Annotated in this window: 17 protein-coding genes and 5 pseudogenes; 11 read left to right on the top strand and 11 right to left on the bottom strand. The window is 63.1% G+C overall.

What is annotated here, in order from left to right; all coding sequences use genetic code 11:
- The first annotated feature begins 2 nt into the window (after positions 1-2).
- The 3 genes from DES43_RS09735 to DES43_RS09725 are packed head-to-tail and all read left to right on the top strand — an operon-like array spanning position 3 to position 2,502.
- A complete protein-coding gene (locus tag DES43_RS09735; RefSeq protein WP_035032059.1) occupies positions 3-1,235 on the top strand; it encodes a dihydrolipoamide acetyltransferase family protein in 1,233 nt (410 codons plus the stop codon).
- A 7-nt stretch (positions 1,236-1,242) separates the two neighbouring features.
- Positions 1,243-2,013: an SDR family NAD(P)-dependent oxidoreductase gene (locus tag DES43_RS09730; protein WP_035032061.1), complete on the top strand. Its 771-nt coding sequence runs from the start codon at positions 1,243-1,245 to the stop codon at positions 2,011-2,013.
- Positions 2,014-2,034: 21 nt separating this feature from the next.
- Complete coding sequence (locus tag DES43_RS09725) at positions 2,035-2,502, top strand: VOC family protein (protein ID WP_035032064.1); 468 nt, start codon at positions 2,035-2,037, stop codon at positions 2,500-2,502.
- 144 nt (positions 2,503-2,646) lie between these two features.
- Here DES43_RS09725 and DES43_RS09720 read toward each other — a convergent pair whose 3' ends face one another.
- On the bottom strand, positions 2,647-3,099 hold the full coding sequence (locus DES43_RS09720; RefSeq protein ID WP_035032067.1) for a TetR/AcrR family transcriptional regulator: 453 nt from the start codon (positions 3,097-3,099) through the stop codon (positions 2,647-2,649).
- Between the two features lie 94 nt (positions 3,100-3,193).
- Here DES43_RS09720 and istA point away from each other — a divergent pair.
- The 3 genes and pseudogenes from istA to DES43_RS09705 all read left to right on the top strand — a co-directional run.
- Positions 3,194-4,528 (top strand): annotated as a pseudogene (gene istA, locus DES43_RS09715) (IS21 family transposase); the annotation flags it as partial.
- 149 nt (positions 4,529-4,677) lie between these two features.
- Positions 4,678-4,945: pseudogene (locus DES43_RS09710) on the top strand (helix-turn-helix domain-containing protein); the annotation flags it as partial.
- Positions 4,946-5,405: 460 nt separating this feature from the next.
- Entirely contained in the window at positions 5,406-6,635 is a 1,230-nt protein-coding gene (locus DES43_RS09705) for a site-specific integrase (RefSeq protein ID WP_035032070.1), read from the top strand.
- A gap of 183 nt (positions 6,636-6,818) precedes the next feature.
- On the opposite strand, the gene repC is transcribed toward DES43_RS09705, so the two are convergent.
- The 5 genes and pseudogenes from repC to DES43_RS09680 all read right to left on the bottom strand — a co-directional run.
- On the bottom strand, positions 6,819-8,024 hold the full coding sequence (gene repC / locus DES43_RS09700; protein ID WP_035032073.1) for a plasmid replication protein RepC: 1,206 nt from the start codon (positions 8,022-8,024) through the stop codon (positions 6,819-6,821).
- A 155-nt stretch (positions 8,025-8,179) separates the two neighbouring features.
- The gene (gene repB, locus DES43_RS09695) at positions 8,180-9,163 is read right to left on the bottom strand and encodes a plasmid partitioning protein RepB (protein WP_133675049.1); all 984 of its coding nucleotides are present in this window, start codon (positions 9,161-9,163) and stop codon (positions 8,180-8,182) included.
- Positions 9,164-9,234: 71 nt separating this feature from the next.
- Entirely contained in the window at positions 9,235-10,443 is a 1,209-nt protein-coding gene (repA, locus tag DES43_RS09690; protein WP_035032079.1) for a plasmid partitioning protein RepA, read from the bottom strand.
- Positions 10,444-11,021: 578 nt separating this feature from the next.
- Positions 11,022-11,937 (bottom strand): annotated as a pseudogene (gene prpB / locus DES43_RS09685) (methylisocitrate lyase).
- Between the two features lie 8 nt (positions 11,938-11,945).
- A pseudogene (locus DES43_RS09680) lies at positions 11,946-12,291 on the bottom strand (citrate/2-methylcitrate synthase); the annotation flags it as partial.
- A gap of 244 nt (positions 12,292-12,535) precedes the next feature.
- Here DES43_RS09680 and DES43_RS23335 point away from each other — a divergent pair.
- Positions 12,536-12,969, top strand: a pseudogene (locus DES43_RS23335) (DUF2083 domain-containing protein).
- Between the two features lie 594 nt (positions 12,970-13,563).
- On the opposite strand, the gene DES43_RS09670 reads toward DES43_RS23335, so the two are convergent.
- Positions 13,564-14,208 (bottom strand): IS6 family transposase, encoded by a 645-nt coding sequence (locus DES43_RS09670; RefSeq protein ID WP_133675047.1) that lies wholly within the window; start codon positions 14,206-14,208, stop codon positions 13,564-13,566.
- A gap of 49 nt (positions 14,209-14,257) precedes the next feature.
- Between DES43_RS09670 and DES43_RS22890 the strand changes: the two genes are divergently transcribed.
- A complete protein-coding gene (locus tag DES43_RS22890; RefSeq protein ID WP_166647725.1) occupies positions 14,258-14,359 on the top strand; it encodes a DUF3016 domain-containing protein in 102 nt (33 codons plus the stop codon).
- Positions 14,360-14,398: 39 nt separating this feature from the next.
- Here DES43_RS22890 and DES43_RS09665 read toward each other — a convergent pair whose 3' ends face one another.
- The 4 genes from DES43_RS09665 to DES43_RS09650 are packed head-to-tail and all read right to left on the bottom strand — an operon-like array spanning position 14,399 to position 19,451.
- Positions 14,399-15,586, bottom strand: a complete 1,188-nt coding sequence (locus tag DES43_RS09665; RefSeq protein ID WP_035027753.1) for an acetate/propionate family kinase — start codon at positions 15,584-15,586, stop codon at positions 14,399-14,401.
- Positions 15,583-16,989 (bottom strand): bifunctional enoyl-CoA hydratase/phosphate acetyltransferase, encoded by a 1,407-nt coding sequence (locus DES43_RS09660; RefSeq protein ID WP_035027801.1) that lies wholly within the window; start codon positions 16,987-16,989, stop codon positions 15,583-15,585. The genes DES43_RS09665 and DES43_RS09660 overlap by 4 nt, the downstream gene beginning before the upstream one ends.
- Before the next feature lie 7 nt (positions 16,990-16,996).
- Positions 16,997-18,748, bottom strand: a complete 1,752-nt coding sequence (locus tag DES43_RS09655) for a PHA/PHB synthase family protein (protein ID WP_051520620.1) — start codon at positions 18,746-18,748, stop codon at positions 16,997-16,999.
- A complete protein-coding gene (locus DES43_RS09650; protein ID WP_063608067.1) occupies positions 18,732-19,451 on the bottom strand; it encodes a TetR/AcrR family transcriptional regulator in 720 nt (239 codons plus the stop codon). The genes DES43_RS09655 and DES43_RS09650 overlap by 17 nt, the downstream gene beginning before the upstream one ends.
- Positions 19,452-19,601: 150 nt before the next feature.
- Between DES43_RS09650 and DES43_RS09645 the strand changes: the two genes are divergently transcribed.
- The 3 genes from DES43_RS09645 (at position 19,602) to rbbA (ending at position 23,983) form a co-directional block, all read left to right on the top strand.
- Entirely contained in the window at positions 19,602-19,925 is a 324-nt protein-coding gene (locus tag DES43_RS09645; RefSeq protein ID WP_035027750.1) for a hypothetical protein, read from the top strand.
- Between the two features lie 204 nt (positions 19,926-20,129).
- Positions 20,130-21,197 carry an HlyD family secretion protein gene (locus DES43_RS09640; RefSeq protein ID WP_035027747.1) on the top strand — a complete coding sequence of 356 codons (1,068 nt, stop codon included), beginning with the start codon at positions 20,130-20,132 and terminating at the stop codon, positions 21,195-21,197.
- Between the two features lie 53 nt (positions 21,198-21,250).
- Positions 21,251-23,983: a ribosome-associated ATPase/putative transporter RbbA gene (rbbA, locus tag DES43_RS09635; RefSeq protein WP_245264729.1), complete on the top strand. Its 2,733-nt coding sequence runs from the start codon at positions 21,251-21,253 to the stop codon at positions 23,981-23,983.
- Position 23,984: the final 1 nt, after the last annotated feature.

Here is a 23,984-nt window from a genome sequence, read left to right as displayed (position 1 = left end):
GCATGGCCATCGACATTGTCATGCCGGCGATCTCTCCCACGATGGTGGCCGGAAAGCTGGTGCGCTGGCACGTCGCCGTCGGCGACAAGGTGCGCAAGGGCGATCTTCTGGCAGAACTGGAAACCGACAAGGCGGCCATGGATATCGAGGCCCCCGAAGATGGCGTCCTCGAAAAGATCGTCGTCGCAGCCGACACTGCGGACGTTGCGGTGGAAACCGTGATCGGCGTTCTGGGCGACGGCGAGGCCGCGCTCGCGCCGGCTGCGGAACCGGTGAGCGAGCCGGCGGCCGCAGCGGCGGACACGGCTTCGGCCGCCGTCGAAGACGAGCCCCCGATGCGCATCTCGCCGCTGGCGCGCCGCCTCGCCCGTGAACTCGACGTCGGGGTGGACGGTCTTGTCGGCACGGGTCCGCGCGGGCGCATCATTGCCCAGGATATCCGCGAGGCCGCCGAACGCGCCGCCACCCAGACGGCCGCCGCCGCGAGCCGGCCCCCCGCCCCCCTCGCAGCAATCGCCCCGACGCCGGCCATCGTGCCGCCCGGGGCAAGGCTCGAACCGCACGGAGCCATGCGCCGGACCATCGCCCGCCGCCTGGTCGAGGCCAAACAGACCGTGCCGCACTTCTATCTGGAAGCCGGCTGCCGGGTCGACGCACTGCTGGCGCTGCGGGCCGATCTGAACGCCGCGCAGGCAGAATCGGGCAGCGAGGTGCGCTTCACCGTGAATGACCTGCTGGTGAAGGCATGGGCGCTGGCCATCTCGCGCGTTCCCGCCGCCATGGTCACCTATAGCGACGAAGGTATGATCCATCACGCTTCGGTGGACATCGGCGTCGCCGTTGCGCTGGACGATGGCCTGATCACCCCCATCCTGCGCGATGCGGCAAGGCTCTCGCCGGGCGCCATCGCCATCGGCGCGCGCGACGCCATCGAAAAGGCGCGCGCCGGGCAACTCATGCCTGAAGACTACACCGGCGGTCTCGCCGGAATCTCCAATCTGGGCATGTTCGGCGTCAGCTCCTTCGCCGCAATCATCAACCCGCCGCAGTCCATGAACCTGGCGGTCGGCGCGGTGGAAACCGAACTGGCGCTGCGCGATGGCGCGCCGGTGGAGGTCAAACGCCTGCGGCTGACGCTTTCGGTCGACCATCGGGCCATCGACGGCGCGGTCGGCGCGAAGGTGCTGCGCGAACTGAAGCGGCTGATCGAAACGCCGCTGCTCCTGATGGCGTGAGGCCGGCATGATCGACAGCCTCTTCGACCTGTCCGGAAAGGTGGCGCTGATCACCGGCGCGGCGCGCGGCATCGGCCTGGAAACAGCCCGCCTGCTAGCCTCCGCCGGCGCTCGTCTGGTGCTGATCGACCGCGACGAAGACGCCTTGGCGGACGCCTGCGCGGACCTGTCCGGCCAGGGCGCGAATGTCGTGCCGCATGCGCTCGACATTTCCGACATGAGCGCGCTGAGCGCCTGCTTCGACGCCGTCGAGGCGCGTTTTTCCCGCCTCGACATCCTTGTCAACAACGCGGCGGTCGTTCAGCGCAGGCCGGCGGCGGAGCTTACCCCCGAGGTCTGGCGGCAAGCCATGGCCGTCAATCTGGATGCGACCTTCGAATGCTGCCGGCTCTCGCAGCCGCTCATGATCCGCGCCGGCGGAGGAGCCATCGTCAACGTGGCCTCGATCATGGCGCTGTCCGGCGGCGGGTTCTATCCGATCGCCTCCTACCACGCCTCCAAGGGCGGCATGGTGAACCTGACACGCGCACTGGCGATGGAATGGGGCCGCGATGGCGTCAGGGTCAACGCCATCGCGCCGGCCTGGATCAAGACCGATTTTAACCGCGCCTTCCTGGAAAGTCCCGGCGTCGCCGAAAAACTTCTGCCGGCGATGCCGCTCGGGCGCTTCGCCACGACGCTCGACGCCGCCGCCGCGGCGCTCTATCTCGTCTCGCCGGCGTCGTCCATGGTCACCGGCCATGTGCTGCCCGTCGACGGCGGCTATCTCGCCCACTGAAAACTACCGGGAGGACACTGCATGACTGTCACATTCAACCATACCGGCGTCACCGTAGGTGATCTCGACGCCGCCATTCACCTGTTCGAGGATGTCTTCGGCTTCACCGTCATCTCGCGCGCGCCCCGCGACCCCGCCATCATCTCGCGCGTCATCGGCGTGCCGGGCGTCGAGGTCGAGATCGCCTATATGCGCAGCGGAAGCGGCGCAACGGTGGAACTGCTTTCCTATCGCGCCCCGGACGGGGTGAAGACCTTCCTTCCGCGCGCCTGCGATCTCGGCTCGCTGCATCTCGGCTTCAGCGTCGATGACATCGATGCGGCTCTGGACAAGGCGGCGGGCCACGGGGTGGAACCGATGGGCGCAGTGGTCGTCATCGACGCCGGCCCCAATAAAGGTTCCCGCATCGCCTATCTCCGCAACCACGAAGGTCTGGTTCTCGAACTCATTCAGGCGCCGGACAACGGGGCCGGGCGCGGGCAGGCCTGATGCGGAACGGGTGAACCCCCCGGGCGCAGCCTCATGAGGCTTCCTCCGCGATAAGCGCTGCCGGGCGCTGGGCCCGTCAGCCGCCGGCCCGGCCGGATCATGCCGGCTTCTCGCCCATGACCGGCCGGCTCACCACCACATCGCTCACCTTGCCGCCGCAAGATTGACCTTTGCGATCAGGGTCCCGGCGAGCCGCGAATGGCGCGGCGATTCCTGGCGGTCCTTCAGATCGGGACGTTCCGCATCGGGCTGCATACGGACTTCTTCCAGCACCGTGGGGCGCTCGAACGCGGCGATGAGCACCGCCACGGCCAGCGGATCGCAAGCGCACTGGTTTGCGTCGTCGAGCCGGGCGTTTGGGGCCGTCCGGTCCTCATAAAACTCCAGCATCCCCCGGATCAGCGCGTTCTTGGTGGCGAAGTGGTGGAGCAGGCCGCCCTTGCTGAGGCCCGCCTCGCTGGCGACCAGGCTCAACGTCACCTTTCCAAACCCTTTTTGCAGCGCCACCGCTATCGCCGCATGGAAGATGCGCGCGCGGGCGGCCGCGCCCCGGTCGGGACCGGCGCTGGTGAGAACGGCGGTGCGAAAGTCGACCACGGTAGCGGCGGGATAGTCCTGCTGCGGGCGGAGTAAAATCCGGCCACTTTTTCCCTTTTCTGCTCAGGGCAGGGAGGGACGAGGGATCTATACCGTGGACTTATATCTGAAGGTTCGCGTGGCGTGCGACGGGGGCATGAGCCAGCGCGAGGCATCCAGGCATTTCGGCATCTCACGCGACACGGTTCGCAAGATGATGGCGTATTCGGTTCCTCCGGGCTATCGGCGGCAGGCCCCGGTTCGGCGTCCGAAGCTGGACGCATTCATTCCGATCATCGATCGGTGGCTTGAGGGGGACCGCGGGGTCCCGCGCAAGCAGCGTCATACGGCCAAACGGGTGTTCGACCGGCTGCGGGACGAGCACGGGTTTACCGGCGGCTACACGATCATCAAGGACTACATGCGCGATCGGGCGCGGCGCGGCCAGGAGATGTTTGTGCCGCTGGCGCACCCGGCCGGGCACGCACAGGCCGACTTTGGTGAGGCTATGGTGGTCATTGGTGGCGTGGAGCAGAAGGCGCACTTCTTCGTGCTCGATCTGCCGCACAGCGACGCCTGCTATGTGCGCGCCTATCCTGCGGCGGTGGCCGAAGCGTGGGTGGACGGCCATATCCATGCGTTCGCCTTCTTCGGCGCCGTGCCGCAGTCGATCGTCTACGACAATGACCACTGCCTGGTGGCGAAGATCCTGCCCGACGGCACACGCATGCGGGCTGCGCTGTTCAGCGGCTTCCTGTCCCATTACCTGATCCGGGACCGTTACGGTCGTCCCGGCAAGGGCAACGACAAGGGCAGCGTCGAAGGACTGGTCGGCTATGCCCGGCGCAACTTCATGGTGCCGATCCCGCGCTTTGCGACGTGGGACGCGTTCAACCTGTGGCTCGAGGATCAATGCCGCAAGCGCCAGCGCGATCGGCTGCGCGGCGAGAGCGAGACGATCGGCGAACGCTTGGTGCGCGATGTGGCGGCGATGCGCCCGCTGCCGGCCTCGCCCTTCGAGGCTTGCGACCAGGCCAGCGGTCGGGTCTCCTCGCAGGCGCTGGTGCGCTACAGGACCAACGACTACTCCGTTCCGGTCGCCTTCGGCCACCAGGACGTTTGGATCCGTGGCTACGTCGACGAGGTGGTGATCGGCCGCGGCGGGGAGATCATCGCCCGCCATCCGCGCAGTTATGAGCGCGAGGAGGTTGTCTTCGATCCGCTGCATTACCTTCCGCTGATCGAGCAGAAGATCAATGCGCTCGACCAGGCGGCACCCTTGCAGGGCTGGGAACTGCCGGAGGCGTTCCCGACAATGCGCCGCCTTATGGAAGCGCGGATGGGCAAGCAGGGCCGGCGCGCCTATGTTCAGGTGCTGCGTCTGCTGGAAAGCTTCGATCCGGCTGATCTGCATGCGGCGGTAAAGCAGGCGCTGCATCTGGGTGCTGTCATCGGGCGATGAATATTCCCTAATTGTGGGCAACGAAAATTCCCTTGTTGGCGCTATTGCCGCCAGTTCCGGGACGCGTCCCGGAACTGGCGGCTTTCGCCCCGGTGTCGATAGTCCGTTCCGATCTTTGCGGGACGGGAGCGGCGCTGGTGGTCCAACTTGGAGAACTTCTGATGATATTGGATCTACACCGTCAGGGCCTGTCGGTGACCGCGATCGCCCGTCGAACGGGCCGCGATCCCAAGACGGTCCGCAAATACATCGAACGCGGGCTGGAACTGCCTGCCCGTCTATGGTCCGCGCTAGGTGGGGCGGCCCAACAAGATCGCGCCCTTTGTCGATTATCTGCGTGGACGTGTCGCTGCCTATCCCGATCTCACGGCCATTCGCCTGACCCGCGAGATTCGCGAGCGCGGTTAGGCGGCCTCGACAGCGCTCGTGACGGGGCCGCGCGGGACCGCCCAGCCGGGAACGGTCGGCGGCGCAAGGTTGGCAATGGAGATCGATTCGGCCGGTTTCATCGACCTGGAGGATAAACCCCAGGTGCGCTTAATGCTATAAAATTAGCGCTAATCCGCATGCTTCGTCAGAAACCAATAAAGTCCGATAATGTTGCCTTATCGGTCATAAGCTGATTCACTCGCCAGAAGCGGCGCAACGCCGCTCAAAAGCAGACGAACGGCGGCGCTCAGCCGTCTGCCCGATCGCAGGACAGTTTTTTTGGGCAATTGCGCCTGAGGCAGGGAGGGAAATGGGACTGACAGACACCCGACAGCCGATTGATGTGCTCTCCGGAGCAGACTTCCTCGGCCAATGCCGCAGGATTGCTCACAGCGCGCGGCTCAGACATAAAGGCTCTGAAGGAGCTTGATGAAACATGCAGGACAAAGATTTGCCCGACATCGTCGATCTGGTCCGCGAGATGGGTGCCTTCAGGCATGAGGATCGACATAGATCGGCCGACCAGGATCATAACCGCGCCACACATACTGATGCGAGTGGTCGCAAACGCGAATTTGAAGAAGATGGCGAACCGCAAACCGGGCCTTTATCCGGTCTGCCGGCGCAACCGGATACGGCATCTGCCCTGCCGCAGCATCTCGAAGACCTCGCTGCCCGCGCGCGCACCTATGTCGAAGCTGCTTCCTCGCCAAACACGCGCCGTGCCTATGCTGCCGACTGGGCGCATTTCACAAGCTGGTGCCGCCGCCAGAGCGTGGCCCCCCTGCCCCCGGATCCGCAGGTGGTCGGCCTTTACGTCACCGCGCTCGCCGCCGGCACCGCAGACGATGTTCCCGGCCGCCCCGCTCCGCGAGCCGCCAGCGCGAAGCCACATGCAGTCTCCACGATCGAGCGACGTCTTTCGGCGCTGGCCTGGAACTATGCACAACGCGGCCTGTCGCTGGACCGCAAGGATCGTCACATAGCGACCGTCATGGCCGGAATCCGGAACCGTCACGCAGCGCCCCCACGCCAGAAAGAGGCGCTCCTGCCGGACGACCTGATCGCCATGCTAGAAACTCTGGATCGCGGCACCTTACGGGGTCTGCGCGACCGGGCAATGCTGCTCATCGGCTTCGCGGGCGCTCTCAGACGCTCCGAGATCGTCGGCCTCGATTGCGCCCGCGATCAGACCGAGGACGGGCTTGGCTGGATCGAGGTGCTGGATGGCGGGATGCTGGTTACCTTGCGGGGCAAGACCGGGTGGCGCGAGGTCGAGATCGGCCGTGGCTCGTCCGACGCGACCTGTCCGGTCATGGCACTGCAAACCTGGCTCAGCCTCGCCCGGATCGCCCATGGCCCCCTTTTCCGCCGCGTCACCGGTCAGGGCAGGAAGGTCGGTTCCGGCCGCCTTAACGACCAGGAAGTCGCCAGACTGGTCAAACGGGCCGCGCTGGCCGCCGGCGTGCGCGGCGATCTCCCGGAGGGACGGCGCGCCAATCTGTTTGCCGGCCATTCTCTGCGTGCTGGCCTTGCCTCTTCAGCCGATGTCGAAGAACGTCACGTCCAAAAGCAGCTCGGTCACGCTTCCGCGGAAATGACACGCAAATATCAGCGACGTCGAGATCGTTTTCGCATCAATCTTACAAAAGCCGCCGGCCTCTGAATTCCTTCAACAATTGCACCGTCCGCCGCTATAGAAACAGCGGCGGAATCCGAAGTTCGGCTTTCCTGTTCTGTCGTCACACGTCCTCCCCTTCCGCGCCCCGACCACACCCCACATGTTCTTCTCCCGGGAAAAGAACATGGATTTCTACAGCCATCGGAATTTCGTCGGTCGACAGCCGAACTATCCAGCGAGCCTGGAAGGGAAAGAATTCGTTTTCAACGTCGCCATGAGCATCGGCCCGACAGAAAACTCGCCAGCTCGCGCCTTTTCCGTCAGAGCCCGCAGATATCCACCAGCCGAATTGATATCCTGCGCCCTTTGGAGAATGCAGGCAATTACAATAGCCGTGCTTTCCTGCCCAAGGGTTTCAAGCCCCTCAGCGTAGGCTGAGGGGGAGATGCCGAGATACCCGCGCACCTGGGCAGCGACGGCCATGAATTCCCGCCAGTTGCCGATTCCGTCGACCGCATAATCCGCGATATCAGGGCATGCTCTCAAAACCAGCCCCAGCGGATAGGTGACTGGCGTAACGGTCATGTTAAGTTCCGATGTGCCCTCGCCCCTGTTTTTTTCATGAGCAGGTTCAGATTCATAATGATCGTTTGTGTTTGAATTAGAATAATGCCGTTCATTTCGATAGGCTTTGCCGTTCATATCATGAACATTCATATGGGTTTCCAACAACTTATCGATGTCCTGCCGGATTCTGGCCAGATCTGTAGCAAACCGCTCAAGCTCGGTAACCGTCGCCCTGCGAGGAAGAGCGTTTACAACCTCGCGGAATCGCAGCCAAAGGCCATTCCAGTCTCCTGGCGCGCCTTCATCAACTCCGGTCTCGATCAGCTTGGCTATATCACGGCGATACAGCGTGATCCGCTCACGCGTCAGTTTGAGCGCACGGTTGTCGGTCCGGACAGATTCGGCCGCATCCGCAAACTCCTCCGCACGCACCAGCAGCGGAGCTAGAGAAAAGCCGAAGGCTTCCTCCACGTCCCCTCCCCTCCCCTTGCGCGCATATCGCTTGCCGTTGGGGCTGTCGCGGCGGATGATGATCCCGCTCTCTACCAGCGCCGCGAGATGCCGGCGAAGCGTCACTTCCGACATGCCGTGAGCACGCAGTGCAAGCTGACGGTTCGAGGGAAACACAACCAGGCCATTGTCCTCCGAAAGATGGTCGTCGGGGTAGAATGACAGCAATGCCGCCAGGATCGCCAGGGCACGATCCCCCACACCGACAAGAGACTTCGCCTCACACAGATCCCTGTAGACCTGCCACTTGTCGACGGTCTTGCCTTCGGGAATTTCGTCCGCTTCCTTCTGCACTGCCAGCATGGCAAGCGACATCGGCCGCCGCCCGAAGGGCGTCGTTGCAATATGCGTCTGCATTTCCTTCCACCTTCAATCAGGCAAAAGAAACCTGCCCGCCAAAACGACGCCTCTGACTCTTGACAGTGATTCGCGGAAATGCGATTCTCGGATTGTCCAGATACGAGAAGGGCTTCCGCAACGGAGACGTTCGGGGGCCTTTTTCTTTTGCTGCTTCAGTTCTCCTGTTCAGTCTTCTCCGACGTCCTGAACGCCTCATAGAGGCTGTCCAGATTCCTCGAAATCCATTTCGCGAACCGGGGACCATCCGACGACCCCAGAGCGAGCGTCGCTGTCTTGCCCGACTGCCTGAGACTGACGCTGACGGTCTTGTCGCGAGGCTGCCATGCTGCGGACGCCGACTTCGCGGCAGTCTTGCGCACCGGCTTGCCCGCTACAGTCAACGCTTTGAAAATCGTCTCGAAGCGCGCGTTGCTGTCCAGTTCCGCAAACCCGTCGCTTGCAATCACTTCAGCCGCTGTATCCGGCCGCCGCGGTGCAACGAGAGACAATTCCACCCAGCGCTCGCGTCCAACGGATGGAGCCGGGCCAATGGCCTGCACGATCGCCTCGGGAATGCGTGTAATGGCAGAAATCATCTTCGAAACGGCAGCCTCGTTCGATGCCAGTGCCGAGCAGATGACGTCGCGGCCGTAGCCCAGATCCTCCAGCCGCTTGGCAAAAGCCGCCTTTTCGATGAAGCTCAGATTTGCCCGGGCCGAGTTCTCCTGCCCTTGCGCGATGACATGCGCCTTGTCGTCGATCGCCTTGACGACCGCTCTGACCTTCCTGCCAAGCTCTTTCGCAACGCGGACACGGCGATGGCCGAAAACGATCATATAGCGGCCGTCCCGTTCCGGATGCGGACGCACCAATATCGGTGAATTCTGGCCGTTCTGCCGGATCGCTTCCAGCAGTTCGCGATGGTGCACGTCATCGTCGGCGAGCCGGTCGCTGACGAATGAGCCATCGATCAGCTCGGGATCGAGGTCGACGACTTGCTCGCCCTCCAGATAGGCATCGGCCTGCCGCGCCAGCTCGCTGACCGAGCGGATCATCGATTTGGAAGCACCGCGCATGGGATAGGCCGGGGCGCTGGCTGCGCCCTGTTCGGCCTCGCCGGCTTCTACAAGGCCAGCCAGCAGATTCTTCCGCGCCATCTAACAGCTCCCTTTCTTGCCTAATCCACTGAAGGGAAAAGGTGAAACCGTGATTTTGTCGGCTGGCAAGATCATCGACCCCACGCCTTGTGTATAAGCTCGGCGATCTCCCCGTTCACCGCATCCAGCGATTCCATGGCACGCTCGTAGGTCGAGCGCGTCATCGTGTTCTTTTCCACTTCATAAAGGGTTTGCTTGGTGATTCCGGCATCCGAGACAGCCGTCGATTTCAGCATGTGGTTTTTCAGAATGAACTCGCCGAACAGGGTTTGCAGGAAGGCGACCATCTGTGCCTGTGGCTGGTCCATCGGCTCATACCGGGTGATCAGATAGCGATACCATTCCAGATTGACCTCCGCCCCGGCGCTGCGGATCGGTTCCAGTATGTTGCCGAGCATGAGAAGGAACTGGCCCATCGACATCACGTCGAGCATCTGGGGGTGGATGGTGATGAGCACCGAGGTCGCCGCGGTCAGCGCTGCGATCGTCAGATATCCGAGTTGCGGCGGGCAATCCACAATGACCACATCGTAGCGGTCCTCCACCTCCTCGAGCGATGCCGCGATCCGCGTGAAGAAGGCCTTGCCGGCATTGGAGCTGCGATCTGCCATCGCCAGCGGCGTGTCGTACTCGAACTCCTGCAACTCGAGATTGGCCGGCACGATGTCGAGGCCGGGAAAATTCGTGGAATGGATGATGTCCGAAAGCGCCACCTTCTCGTCGTCATAGCGGATCGCGTCGTAAAGCGACTTGATCCGGTCCAGTTCCGGCTGGAACCCATGCAGTGACGAGAGCGAAGCCTGCGGATCGAGGTCTATCGCAAGCACACGATGCCCGGTCAGAGCCAGATATTGCGCGAGATGCGCCGCGGTTGTGGTCTTGCCCGAGCCGCCCTTGAAGTTGACGACAGCGACCACCTGCAGCTTTTCGCCGGGGCGCCGGTGCGGCACATACATGCGCGCTTCCGAACGCCCGTACTGATCCAGATACTGCCGCAGCTCCAGCATCTGCTGCGCCGTGTAGGAGCGTCGCCCGGAAGACGAGGTTTCCGGTACGGGCCCCTTCCCTTCAAGGTGCAGCTTCTTCAGGTGGCTCTGCGAGACGCCAAGATAGGTTGCGACCTCCGCCAGGCTGAAGGACCGGAGATCCTTCTTGGCAAGCGGCGGGAACCGCTGCAGGCTGAGCAAATGCAGCTTCTGCGAAATCTGGTCGCCCTGCTCGAGAATGTGCTTCTCGAAATGCAACGGCTCTCTGGTGGGTCTGGGCGAACTCACGTTCATTCGGGCTGCATTTCCTAATAACGATTTTTGGAGATGTTTTTCCAAACAACCGTGATTATGCCCGATTCGGACCTTGCGGCAAGGAATTTTACGTCAGTCAACGAAAGGCCCAGGAACGTTGCAAGGCGGGAAGCCGATTCGCGGCCTCCGAATCAACCTCTTGATATTCAACATGTAATGGTGGGTTTTGTCAGCGGACAAGCGCCATTGCCGATGTCGCGCCATTCGCAGATGGCCGAGCCCGGATGGGGCTTTGCACAGGATAGTTCTGTCGGGGATGCAGCGGTAATCGTTGCTTCCGCTGCCGATCGTCGAACAGGCGGGAGAGAATCAGGCAGCCGGTGCTGACTGCAAACAGCCATCGGCTGACGCCGTGCAGGAATGGTGTGGGGCGTTGTTATAGTGCAGACGCGCCTTGCCATGAGAACGTGCTGCACAACCGTCTTCCCGCAGCTTTCCTGCATTTCACGGCGGTTGGGACGCATCTTGTCACGGGACGGCCCTTACGTCCGGGCGTCGGCATCGGGGCATGAAGCCGGGCTCGTGCCCCGATGCCGATCATGAACTGGCCGCAGCACTCAGGTGGCCTGCTCCGGCACCACGGTGGCGACGATCGAGGCGTCCAGCGCCTCATATGCCGCCAGATCGATCGTGTCGTAGAGTTCGGCGCGCGTCTGCATTTCAGGCACCATCGCCTCGGTCGAGCGCCGTCACGCTTCAGCGTCGCATACAGCTTCTCCTGCGCCTTGTTGGCGACGCGCAGGACGATTCCGGCCAGATCACCATCTTGTAGCCTATCACCTCGAACTCGTCGGCGGTGAAGAAGGGCGTTAGGCCAAATTCGGTCATGTTGGCGAGCAGGGGAACACCCGGCATGCGCGCCGCGAATTCGCGAAACATCTCGGCCGTGTTCAACGCCTCGGGGAAGATCGCATCCGCACCGGCCTCCATGTAGAGCTTTGCCCGCGCGACGGCACCGTCGATGCCCTCGCCCGCCGCCGCGTCCGTTCTGGCAATGATGTAGAGATGGCGTCGGGCTTTTGCCGCAGCAGCCACCTTGGCCGCCATATCGTTTGGAGCGGCCAGCTTCTTGTCGTTGAGGTGGCCGAACTTCTTGGGCAGGAGCTGGTCTTCCACATGCACGGCCCCTGCCCCCGCCTGTTCGAAAGTGCGCACCATATGCATGACGTTGAGCGCCTCGCCATAGCCCGTATCGCCGTCGACCAGCAGCGGCAGGCCGGACGCACGGGCGATCTGGCGGATTAAGAAGGCCACCTCGTCCACGGTGATGATGCCGAGATCGGGAATGCCCATCGAGGCGGTCATGGCCGCGCCCGACAGGTAGAGCCCCTCGAAGCAGGCAGCTCTGGCCTGCAGGGCGGCCATGCCGTTATGGGCTCCGGGAAGCCTTGCGATGCCACCGCGCTCGACCAGCGCCCGGAAGCGCCCGCCGGCAGATGTCCGGGGAAGGTCTGGAGACAGGAGATAGGGCATGCTTTTTCTCAGGCTGCCTTAGAGTTTTCGACCAGCCGGCCACGGCGTGCGATCGGCACGAATTCCAGATTTTCCGGCCCCGTATAATTGGCGGAAGGCCGGATGATCTTGTTGTCGATGCGCTGATCGATGATATGTGCCACCCCAGCCGCTGGTGCGCGAGATGACGAACAGCGGTGTGAACATGGCCGTCGGCACGCCCATCATGTGATAGGAGACGGCGCTGAACCAGTCGAGGTTCGGGAACATCGCCTTGGCGTCGGCCATGATGAATTCGATGCGCTCGGCAATGTCGAACATCTTCGTCGATCCGGCCTCCACGGAAAGCTGGTGCGCCACGGTCTTGATGACCTTGATGATCTCGCCCAGCCTGACCGGACGGTGGAATTCGATGCCGTCGGTCTTTGCCATGACCACATCGCACCCAGCATGACGCCAAGCGCACAGGAAGGCGGCCTTCCTGCAATCGGCAAAGGAACTGCGCTAAGACATCGACCTGCTCGCCCAGAAGTTCGGCGTCGGCTTCGAGACGGTGTGCCACAGGCTGAGCACGCTGTAGCGGCCGGGTGCGCGCGGCGTACCCTTCTTCTTCATCCGCGTGGACCGGGCCGGCAACATATCCAAGCGCCAGTCGGCTAGCGATTTCCATTTCTCGAGGGCAGGGGGCACATACCCCTTGTGGAACGTCTACGAGGCATTCACCCGGCCGGGACGCATCCTCACCCAGCTTGCCGAAATGCCGACGGGCGCACCTACCTGTGGGTGGCGCACACTGTCGACCATACGGTCGGAGGCTACGGCACCCCGGACAAGACATTCGCCATCGGGCTCGGCTGCGATCTCCGGCACGCACCGTCGCTGGTCTATTCCAAGGGCTTGCGGCTGGATGACGCCGAGGCCCGGACGCCGATCGGGGCAGGGTGCAAGATCTGCGAGCGGCCTTCATGTCCGCAACGCGTCTTTCCGCCAGTCACCCAGGCGTTGCGCATCGATGAGACGAGGAGCACCTTCGTTCCGTATTCCTCCATGTAAATCCGGCATGTAAATCCGGCATGCGAATCCGGGCGGGGGGCGGCTGCCAACAAGGGCAGAGCCGCCTGCGCCAACCGTGTCCGAGCTGGCATGTGCGGAAGATTTGAAAGGGCAGGGCGAGAAAATGTTATCCTTTTCAGGTCAGTCCGGTCTTGCGAGGAACTCCGAGAACAGGGACCGCATCGTACGAAGCGCATCCACCTGCGGGAGGAGCCTGCCGACGGCAGCCGCGTCCAGAACCAGAGGAGAGGGAAACGTCATCAGGAGGGGCCTTTCACGGAATTTGCGCAGGCCATCATGCACGGGCCCGCCGGTTGCGCCATCCACCCCGGGGTGGACCTGCGAGGCGGGCACTGCCGGGGCTGGGCGCGACAGGAAAATCTGTGTCAGAAAGTTTCAGATCGCAGATGCGCAGGGGCAGGCTGCTCGCCTGCCAGCCCCATACAGGCCATGTCCGACACATCGACCGACCGCTGGATAGAACCGTTCGGGTTCTGTCGCAAACTCGAAGTTGAGACGCGGAACGGCTTCTGCTCGTTTTTACGCAGCGAGGACTTCAAACCGCTCGGCGAGTGACAGGCGTGGGTTGCAGGCCTATCTCGCCTGTTGTTTGCGCATCATGTGAACCATCTCGATGCCGGACAGGACCGTCGCGGCGCAAGCCATCGATTTGAAGCCGAGCATGGGCCGGATCCGGCGCTTGATACGTCGATGATCCTGTTCGATGTGATTGTTCAGATATTGGCTTTGCCGAATGCTGATCGGCTTCAGCCGTTCCCGTGATCGATTTCGCAGGCGGCTTTCGCCATCGCAGGCAATAATTGCTTCCCGGGTCGTCCGACTGCCATCAATGACAACACGATCTGGTCGGCCATGACGGTTCAGTGCTTTTCGGATAAAGCGTTTGGCGGCCAGCAGATCACGGCTTTCGCTGAAGAAGAACTCGACCGTGTCACCCAGGCTGTCGATGGCGCGACAGAGATGGGTCCAGCGGCCACGAACCTTTACATAGGTTTCATCGATATGCCATTTGCGGGTGACGGGTCGCTTGCGTCGGTTGAAACCTTCGAGCAATAGCGGTGAGAGGTGAACAACCCGGCGATGGATTGTGGAATGGTCGATGGCAATGCCTCGCTCGGCCATCATCTCTTCCAGATCCCGAAGGCTGGGATTGTAAGCCAGATACCGGCGTACGCACAACAGGATCACCGAACGGTCAAAATGACGGCCTGAAACCATGAAGTGCTCCCTGAAATGGAAGAACCGTCATGCTAGAAGCAACGTTACCGTGCAGTTTGCGACAGAGTCCGAACGGTTCGCCTATGAGAAGGAGATGCTGCGCGACTGGTTCCGCAAGCGCTTTGTGCAGATGCAGCCCCCGCGCGGCTGACAAACCGACAGCCGCGAAATTGCCGGCCGCCCCCCAGCGTCAGGGGCGGGCGCCATTGGCGATGGACAGGGCCTCGTCGGCGATCACCTGTTCCTCATCGGTCGGGATGACGAAGACGGAAACACGGCTTCTCTCGCTGCCGATGGAAGTTGCATTGGCCGCGTTCGCAATCCGGTCGATATCGACGCCGAGCCATTCCAGCCGTTTGCAGATATCGGCGCGCACGGCGGGCTGATGCTCGCCCACGCCGGCGGTAAAGACGATGGCATCGAGCCCGCCGAGCGTGGTGGCCAGCCGGGCGATCTCGCCGGCGATGCGGAACGTGAAGACTTCGATCGCTTCGCGCGCCTGCGGCCTGTCGCTCTCCAGCAGAACGCGGCTGTCGGCGCTGATACCGGACAGACCAAGCAGGCCGGAACGGTTGTAAAGTAAGTCCTCGACGTCATCCAGCGTGCTTCCGCCGGCACCCATGAGATGCAGAAGCACGCCCGCGTCGAGCGCGCCGCAGCGGGTTGCCATCGGCACGCCATCGAGCGTGGAAAAGCCCATGCTGGTGTCGCGGCTGATGCCGTTGTCCAGCCCGCACAGGCTGGCCCCCGAACCGAGATGCGCGGCGACCACCTTGCCCGATGCCGCCTTCGCATCGCGCCGCGCCAGCTCTGTGGCAATGAACTTGTAGGACAGGCCATGGAAACCGTAGCGCCTGATGCCCTGATCGTGCAACTCGCGCGGCAGGGCGAAGCGCCGTACGATTTCGGCATTGGTGCGATGGAAGGCGGTGTCGAAGGAAGCGGTCTGCCTTATGCCGGGCCGCAACCGGGCAATGGCGTAGATTAGCTTCAGCGCCTGCGGCTGGTGGAGGGGCGCGAGCGCCACCAGTTCCTCCATGCGCGCCAGGCTTTCCCCGTCGACCGCGACAGGACCGGTGAACAGATCGCCGCCATGCACGACGCGATGGCCGATGGCGGCGACATCGTCGAGGTCGTAATGCCATGACAGCCGTTCGAAGGCTTCGCCCAGAACCTCGTCCAGTTCACCGCCGGGCCGGGCCTTGAGCTCCACGTCGAAGCGGTCGGGCCCTTCGGACAGCTCGAAGCGAAGCGGGGCCTTGCGGAAATCGATCATGCCCTTGCCGATACGCCGGGCCGTTCCCTGATCGAGCGCGAACAGGCCGATCTTCACCGTCGATGAGCCGGCATTGAAGGTTACAAGCATTTTCTGGCTCATGCCGGCAGCTTCCCCGCGAGAGATTTTCTGGCCGCGACAAGCTTGGCCAGAGCCGCCGACGCGATACGGGCGCTGAGCGGGTCGGACCGGCTGGTCAGCACGATCGGAACGCGGGCGCCAAGCACCAGCCCGGCCGCCGTCGCGCCGGCAAAATGAATGAGCTGCTTGGCCAGCATGTTGCCCGATTCCAGATCGGGGGTAAGCAGGATGTCGGCCTGACCGGCGACATCGGACACGATGCCCTTGGTCCTTGCCGCATCCATGCTGATGGCATTGTCGAAGGCAAGGGGGCCGTCCACCTTCGCCCCGGTGATCTGGCCGCGTGCCGCCATCACGGTGAGGGCAGCGGCATCGAGCGTCACCTGCATTTTTGGGTTCACCGTCTCCACCGCGGCAAGAACGGCGACACGCGGTGTCTCGACGCCCAATATATGCAAGAGATCAATGGCGTTCTGGCAGATATCGCGTTTCTGCTCCAGGCTCGGCTGGATGTTGATGGCGGCGTCTGTAATGATCAGCGGCTTGGAATAGGCGGGGATATCCATGCCATAGGCATGGCTGATGCGCCGCTCGGTCCGCAGGCCGGAATCCTTCGCCACCACGGCCCCCAGCAGTTCGTCCGAATGCAGGCTGCCCTTGACCAGAACGGAAACCTTGCCGGCCACGGCCAGTTCGACCGCGCGCGCTGCCGCTGCATGGCTGTGCTCGACCGACTCGATGGCGATGCCGGAAAGATCGGCTCCGGCGGCTTCCGCCGCCGCACGTATCTTCGCCTCCGGACCGATCAGCAATGGCTCGAACAGACCTTCGTCGCGCACTTCCACCGCACCAAGAACGGCAGCGGGCGAGCAGGGATGCACGATCGCCGCACGGATCGAAGGCAGGTTTCTCGCCTCGCGCACGAATGCCTCGTATCGTTCATGCCTCCGCAACGACACGTCGGGCAGCTTTGCGGCCGGCCATTTTATGGTCCGGTCCGGCGCCACGACAGTTGCGATGCCGGAAAGCACTTCCTCGCCCTTCTGGTTGGTACAGATGGTGTCGAGCAGCACGATGCGCTCGGCAGGCCGTTTCTCCTTCACGGTTGCGCTGGCGGTGATGGTATCGCCGGGCACAACGGGTTTGAGGAAATGCAATTCCTGCCCGAGATAGATCGTGCCGGGACCGGGCAGCCTGGTGCCGAGGACAGAGGAGACCAGAGCGCCAGTCCACATGCCGTGGGCGACGATATGGCCGAAAAAACCGGTCGAGGCGAAGGCAGCGTCGAGATGCACCGGATTCACATCGCCGGAGACGGTCGCGAACAGTTCGATGTCGTCGCGGCCAACGACACGCACTATGGAGGCGCTGTCGCCGATCTGAAGCTGGTCGAAGGTGCGGTTGGTCAGAAGCTGGTCCTGCATGATGATCCTATCGCTGAAACACATAGGTGCCGGGGGCGTCTTCGAGCGGCGCATAGCGCTTGTCGGCCGCACCCGTCGCGGGCGGAGCAACGCGCTCCTGCGTCGAGCGCCCGAGCAGCCAGTCCGACCATTCCAGCCACCACGAGCCATCGCGGGCGGAAGCCGTCTCGACCCACTCCTGCGGGTCGAGGTAAGGATCGTGCTGGCGCCTCTCCGCGAACCGGTAGCGACGCCCCTTGTGACCCGGCTCGCTGACGATGCCGGCATTATGACCGCCGCTTGTCAGCACGAAGACGAGGTCCGTATCGGTCAGGTGATGGATCTTGTAGACCGATTGCCATGGCGCCACATGGTCGCGCTCGGTGCCGACGACGAACATCGGCACCCTCACGTTCTGCAGTGCGGCCGGGCGGCCATCCACCATGAAACGGGCGGTGGCAAGCTCGTTGTCGAGATACAGCCGCTTCAGGTACTCCGCATGCATCCTGTAGGGCATGCGGGTGGAATCCGCGTTCCACGCCATGAGGTCGTTCATCGGCGTGCGTTCGCCCAGCATGTAATCGCGCACGATCCGCGACCAGATGAGGTCGTTGGAGCGCAGAAGCTGGAAGGCGCCGGCCATCTGGTCGGCCGAGAGGTAGCCGCGGTTCCACATCATGCTTTCAAGGAAATGAAGCTGGCTGTGATCGATGAAAAGCGCAAGTTCGCCCGGCTCGGCAAAGTCGGTCTGCGCTGCGAACAGGGTGAGGGAGGCCAGCCTGTCGTCCCTGTGCTGCGCCATTGCGGCGGCCGCTATCGAAAGCAGCGTGCCGCCCAGGCAATAGCCCGTCGCATGGATCTTCCGGTCCGGCACGATGGCATTGATCGCATCGAGCGCGGCCATGACGCCGAGCTTGCGATAGTCGTCCATTGTCAGGTTGCGGTCGTCCGCGGTCGGGTTGCGCCACGAGATGCAGAACACCGTGTGGCCCTTCTCCACCAGATAGCGCACCAGCGAGTTGTGTGGCGACAGGTCGAGAATGTAGTATTTCATGATCCACGCCGGCACGATCAGCACCGGCTCGGCAAGCACCTTGTCGGTAGCCGGCTCATACTGGATCAATTCGATCAGATGGTTGCGATACACCACCTTGCCCGGTGTGACGGCAACCTCCTCGCCCGGCGTGAAGTTCTCCGTGCCGACCGGCGGACGGCCCGAAGCAGCCCGTGCGGCATCTTCCATCCAGTTCTGGAAGCCTTTGACAAAGTTCGTGCCGCCGGCCTCGATGGTTTTGGAAAGCACTTCCGGATTGGTGAACGGGTTGTTGGACGGGGAGAAGACGTCAAGCATCTGGCGCGCCATGAACGACACGACATCCTCGTGATGCGGGGTTACACCCGGCACTTCATGAGTTGCATTGTGCCACCATTGCTGTGCCAGCAGGAAGGATTGTGCAAAGGAAGAGAAGGGCTGCTGCGACCAGGCTTGCGCCCTGAAACGGTAGTCGCCGGGCAGCGGCTCTATGCAGGGTGGCGTTTCGGGGTCGACACCGGCCGCCGCCAGATAGGTGGAAAGCCGGGCAGACTTGCGCACGGCCTTGTCGATCAGCTCAAGGCGCTTGCCTGGGGCTGCGGCAAGATGGATGTACCAGTCGATGAGCGCGAGTGCGAGCGAGGCCGGCGACAGCCCTCCGGTGAGATGCGCGCTCAGCGCCTCGCGCATCTGGTCGATGGCGCGGTAGGCTTCTGACGAGACGCTCTCGTCAATCGTCCGCGGCATAGCGGCACTTTTGCCGGTTTTCCGGAGTTGCGTCTGGCTTCTGGCCGGGGTGCGGGTCTTGGGAGACGTTTGAGCATTCACTGGATTCACCTTTCCACAAAGGAGAAGAGGGTTCGGCAAGGCGGCCATTGCCCAGCAACTGGCCAAGCGCCTGTACGACGAGGCGTTCCGCCTCGCCGTCACCGCCTTCGAGCAGCGGCTCGCTGCCGATCACGTCGTGCAGAATGCTGACACCTGCCGCAAAAGCCGCGACAAGCGCGGCCTGCCGCTCGGTGACATGCGGATGCGCTGCGATGAGCGGGCTGATGAAATCTTCCATCAGCACCTCACGCAGCACCTGCGAGGCATCGGGGCTCGAAAAGGACCGGAAGACGATGTCGAGCATGCGTATCTCGCTGCGCGGCGCTTCGCCCAGCATCTGCCTCGCCAGCGTGAGTGCCAGCGCGTGACCGTCGCCGGCGAACATCCAGTCCGGGCGCATCGCCGCACGGATGGAAGCCCGGAACAAATTCCGCTTCGAGCCGAAGCAGCGGTGCACATAGGCCACGTCGACACCGACATCGGACGCGAGATCGCGCAGCGAGGTGGTGCTGTAGGACTGCGTGGAGAACCGCGCCATCGCCGCCTTGAGGATACGGTCTCTGGTCGTGTCGCCGGAACCGGGCGCGGGGCTTTCTGCTGTAATGGCTTGCGGGCCGGTCATTGATCAATCCGTTGTCGCGAGGGAGCCTTCGCAATGCAGCTTGCTTCTAGCGCCATAAGAGGTCAACACTGTTGACATAGATCAATGACGATTGCACCCATTGCGCGGATTGTATCTCTACAGTCTCTCTGATTTCGAGGAGTGAACGCGATGGCTGAAGGGAAAAATCGAGACGCGCAGCCGCAGGATGTCCCGTTTCCTTCACTGTTCGGCACCGATTGGCTGGCTACGGCCTCGGCAGTTCAGGTGCGGTTCTGCGCCGGTCTCTGCCGCGACGCACTGAGTGCTGCGGCACGGCAGCTCCAGTTGCAGGCCGACTATGCCAGGAAACTGTCGGAGGCCGGACAACCATCCGATGTGATCGCCTGCGGCAGGGATTTCACCCGCGAAATGGTGACCGGCTGGCTCGACGAAGGCAGGCGTGCCTTCGACAGGAACGTTGCGCTCATCGCCTCGTCGAGGCAGACAGGCTGACGGGGGCCATGCGGCCGGGGCTACGGACTGCCGGCTGGGCCGGAGACAGGAATTTTTGAGAACCATGGCCACCGGATTTCGGTGGGTCAGGCAGCGAGAGGGTCATATGAGGGACATCCGATTCCGGTCGGCGTGGGTTCTGGTGCGCACGCACCATCCTGAATGCAAGCTTGTCGCGGCCACAATTGCAGGGATTACAGCATCATGAAGTCTGCGAAGAACTGGATTCTGGCCATCGTGGCGGCCGCGGTGGTCGGCGGCGGGTACTATTTCTGGAGATATTACGACAGCTCCGCCCTGCCAGCAGGCATCGCGTCCGGAAACGGGCGCATCGAGGCGGTCGAGATCGACATATCCGCCCGCACGCCGGGGCGCATCAAGGAAATCATGGCCGATGAAGGTGTCTTCGTGGAGGCTGGCGCAGTTCTGGCGCGCATGGATACCGAGCAGATGGAGGCGCAGCGTCGCCAGCTCGAAGCGCAACTCAAGCGCGCGACCATCGGGATCGAGACCGCCCATGCCCTGGTGAAGCAGCGCGAGTCAGAAAACGCGGCTGCGCAGGCGGTCGTGGCTCAGCGTGAAGCGCAGCAGGACGTCATCGACAAGAAGCTCGTTCGCTCCGAGCAGCTCGCCCGTACCGGCAACCTCTCCCAGCAATTGCTCGACAACGATCGCGCGGCCGCGCTCGAAGCCGCTGCCGCCGTCAACGCGGCGCGCGCGCAGCTTGCCGCAACCGAAGCCGGCATCAGCGCCGCACAGGCGCAGGTGGTGGACGCCGAAGCCGCGGTCGATGCGGCCAGGGCGGCCATCGAAAGCATCAGCGCCGACATCAACGACGCCGTTCTTACCGCTCCGCGCGCCGGGCGCGTGCAGTACCGTGTCGCTCAGCCGGGCGAGATTCTGCCCAGCGGCGGGCGCGTGCTCAATCTGGTCGATGTCGGCGACGTCTACATGACCTTCTTCCTGCCGACGGCACAGGCCGGCCGCGTCGCCATGGGCACGGAGGTGCGGATCGTGCTCGACGCCGTTCCTCAATATGTCATTCCGGCGAAAGTGAGCTTCGTCGCCGACGTTGCGCAGTTCACGCCCAAGACCGTGGAGACGGAGGAAGAGCGCCAGAAGCTGATGTTCCGCGTCAAGGCGCAGATCTCTCCAGAGCTGCTGCGGCAGTACATCCAGTACGTCAAGACCGGCCTCCCGGGCGTGGCCTACGTCAAGCTCGACCCTGAGGCCGAATGGCCGGCACAGCTGCGCGAGGTTGTCTCGCCGTGATCGCAGAAGCTGCCGGAGCCGCGACGCCATCGGGCGCGAAGCCGGGCGGCGAGTTGGTCGCGCGGCTGAAGAATGTCGGGCTGAGCTATGGCGCCGTGCGCGCGCTGGACGGGATCGATCTCGACATTCCGGCTGGCTGCATGGTCGGCCTGATCGGCCCGGACGGCGTGGGCAAGTCGAGCCTCCTGTCGCTCGTCGCCGGCGCGCGCGTGATACAGGAAGGCCGCGTCGAGGTGCTGGGCGGCGACATTGCAGACCGCCGCCATCGGCGCGAGGCTTATTCCAGCATCGCCTACATGCCTCAGGGCCTCGGCCGCAACCTCTATCCGACACTGTCGGTTTTCGAGAACATCGACTTCTTCGGGCGGCTGTTCGGTCACTCGAAGGAAGAGCGCAAGCATCGCATCGACACGCTTCTGGCGCGCACCGGCATGTCGCCCTTCGCACCGCGCCCTGCGGGCAAGCTTTCCGGCGGCATGAAGCAGAAGACCAGCCTTTGCTGCTCGCTGATTCACGACCCCGACCTGCTGATCCTCGATGAGCCGACCACCGGCGTCGATCCGCTGTCACGCCGGCAATTTTGGGAACTCATCGACGATATTCGCGGCGAGCGTGAAGGCATGAGCGTCATCGTCGCCACCGCCTACATGGAAGAGGCCGAGCGCTTCGACTGGCTTGTCGCCATGGACGACGGCAAGGTCCTTGCCACCGGCACGCCGGCGGAATTGCTGGCAAAGACCGGCACCGACAATCTCGACGCCGCCTTCGTGGCGCTGCTGCCCGAGGAGAAGCGCAGCGGCCACAGGCAGGTCGTCATCCCGCCGCGCCCGGACGATGCCGCAAGCGACATCGCCATCGGCGCCCAAAACGTCACCGTGCGCTTCGGCAACTTCACCGCCGTCGACAAGGTGAGCTTCGAGATTCCGCGCGGCGAAATCTTCGGCTTCCTCGGCTCCAACGGCTGCGGCAAAACCACGACCATGAAGGTGCTGACCGGCCTTTTGCCGGCGAGCGAAGGCACGGCCATGCTGTTCGGCCGCGAGGTCGATACGCGCGACGTGGAGATACGCCGCCGCGTCGGCTATATGAGCCAGGCCTTCTCGCTCTATTCGGAACTCACGGTCCGCCAGAATCTCGAACTCCATGCGCGCCTGTTCGCCATGGCGCCGGAAACCATCCCCGGCCGCATCGGGGAAATGGTGCGCCGCTTCGATCTCGCCGCCGTGATGGAATCGCTGCCGGAAGCGCTGCCGCTCGGCATCCGCCAGCGCCTGTCGCTGGCCGTGGCAATGATCCATTCGCCCGAAATCCTCATCCTCGACGAACCGACATCGGGCGTCGATCCGGTGGCGCGCGACGCATTCTGGGAAATCCTTGCCGAATTGTCGCGCAAGGATGGGGTCACCATCTTCGTCTCGACCCACTTCATGAACGAGGCAGCTCTGTGCGACCGCATATCGCTCATGCATGCCGGCAAGGTGCTGGTGTCGGACACGCCGAACGGCATCATCGAGCGCAAGGGCGCGGAAACGCTCGAGGAAGCTTTCGTCGCCTATCTGGAAGAGGCGATCGGCGACACCGGCAAGCCGCAGCCCGCTGCCGATGTGCCGATGGAGCCCGAACCGGAGATCGTGCCGGAAAAGACCTCCGACCGCGCCTTCTTCAGCTTCCGGCGCATGTTCGCCTATACGCAGCGCGAGGCGCTGGAGCTTCGCCGTGATCCGATCCGCGCCAGTCTCGCCATTATCGGCTCGGTTCTTCTGATGTTCGTCGTGAGCTTCGGCATCAGCATGGATGTCGAGGACCTGTCCTTCGCCGTGCTCGACCACGACGACACCACCATCAGCCGCGACTATGCGCTTCAGCTCGCCGGGTCGCGCTACTTCATCGAAAAAGAACCGATCAGGGATTATGACGATCTCGACCGGCGCATGGCGAGCGGCAAGCTCAGCCTCGCCATCGAGATACCGCCCGGCTTCGGGCGGGATCTATCGCGCGGCACCAATGTCCAGATCGGCGCATGGGTGGATGGCGCCATGCCGATGCGCGCCGAAACCGTACGTGGTTATGTGCAGGGTGTGCATCAGACGTGGCTGATGCAGAAGGCGCGCGAAATCTATGGCGATGCCGCCACGGTCGGAAAATTCCGGCTCGAGGTGCGTTACCGCTACAATCCCGATGTCCAGAGCCTTGTGGCGATCGTTCCCGCGATCATCCCCATCCTGCTGCTGATGATACCGGCCATGCTGGCGGTGCTGAGCGTGGTGCGCGAGAAGGAACTGGGTTCCATCGTCAATTTCTACGTGACGCCGGTGACCCGCACGGAATTCCTGCTCGGCAAGCAGTTGCCTTATGTGGCGCTTGCCATGCTGAACTTCGTGATGCTGTCCTTCTTCGCCGTCTACATATTCGGCGTGCCGTTCACCGGAAGCTTCGTGGCCTACACGGCGGCGGCGATACTCTATGTGATCTTCACGACCGGCATGGGGCTGGTGATCTCCACCTTCATCGAGAGCCAGATCGCGGCGATCTTCGCCACGGCGCTGCTGACGCTCATTCCCGCGGTTCAGTATTCGGGCCTGATCGATCCGGTCTCGTCGTTGCGTGGTTTTGGCGCGGTCATCGGCAACATCTACCCGACGACCTATTTCGTCACCATTTCGCGCGGCGCCTTCTCGAAGGCGCTGGAATTCGGCGATCTCGCCCCACAGTTCGTCCCGCTGCTGATTGCCGTGCCGGTGCTGTTCGGCCTCGGCATCCTGCTTTTGAAGAAACAGGCGTCCTGAA

Source organism: Aquamicrobium defluvii, assembly GCF_004363725.1.
Classification (GTDB): domain Bacteria; phylum Pseudomonadota; class Alphaproteobacteria; order Rhizobiales; family Rhizobiaceae; genus Mesorhizobium; species Mesorhizobium defluvii.
Note: the sequence above shows the minus strand (reverse complement) of the source record. Positions and strands in the feature narration are given on the sequence as shown.

Bases quoted from the DNA above. Each gene is read 5' to 3' on its own strand.
- DES43_RS09735 (WP_035032059.1), top strand. From the start codon at position 3: ATGGCCATCGACATTGTCATGCCGGCGATCTCTCCCACGATGGTGGCC.
- DES43_RS09730 (WP_035032061.1), top strand. From the start codon at position 1,243: ATGATCGACAGCCTCTTCGACCTGTCCGGAAAGGTGGCGCTGATCACC.
- DES43_RS09725 (WP_035032064.1), top strand. From the start codon at position 2,035: ATGACTGTCACATTCAACCATACCGGCGTCACCGTAGGTGATCTCGAC.
- DES43_RS09705 (WP_035032070.1), top strand. From the start codon at position 5,406: ATGCAGGACAAAGATTTGCCCGACATCGTCGATCTGGTCCGCGAGATG.
- repC (WP_035032073.1), bottom strand. From the start codon at position 8,024: ATGCAGACGCATATTGCAACGACGCCCTTCGGGCGGCGGCCGATGTCG.
- repB (WP_133675049.1), bottom strand. From the start codon at position 9,163: ATGGCGCGGAAGAATCTGCTGGCTGGCCTTGTAGAAGCCGGCGAGGCC.
- repA (WP_035032079.1), bottom strand. From the start codon at position 10,443: ATGAACGTGAGTTCGCCCAGACCCACCAGAGAGCCGTTGCATTTCGAG.
- DES43_RS09670 (WP_133675047.1), bottom strand. From the start codon at position 14,208: ATGGTTTCAGGCCGTCATTTTGACCGTTCGGTGATCCTGTTGTGCGTA.
- DES43_RS09665 (WP_035027753.1), bottom strand. From the start codon at position 15,586: ATGAGCCAGAAAATGCTTGTAACCTTCAATGCCGGCTCATCGACGGTG.
- DES43_RS09660 (WP_035027801.1), bottom strand. From the start codon at position 16,989: ATGCAGGACCAGCTTCTGACCAACCGCACCTTCGACCAGCTTCAGATC.
- DES43_RS09655 (WP_051520620.1), bottom strand. From the start codon at position 18,748: ATGCCGCGGACGATTGACGAGAGCGTCTCGTCAGAAGCCTACCGCGCC.
- DES43_RS09650 (WP_063608067.1), bottom strand. From the start codon at position 19,451: ATGACCGGCCCGCAAGCCATTACAGCAGAAAGCCCCGCGCCCGGTTCC.
- DES43_RS09645 (WP_035027750.1), top strand. From the start codon at position 19,602: ATGGCTGAAGGGAAAAATCGAGACGCGCAGCCGCAGGATGTCCCGTTT.
- DES43_RS09640 (WP_035027747.1), top strand. From the start codon at position 20,130: ATGAAGTCTGCGAAGAACTGGATTCTGGCCATCGTGGCGGCCGCGGTG.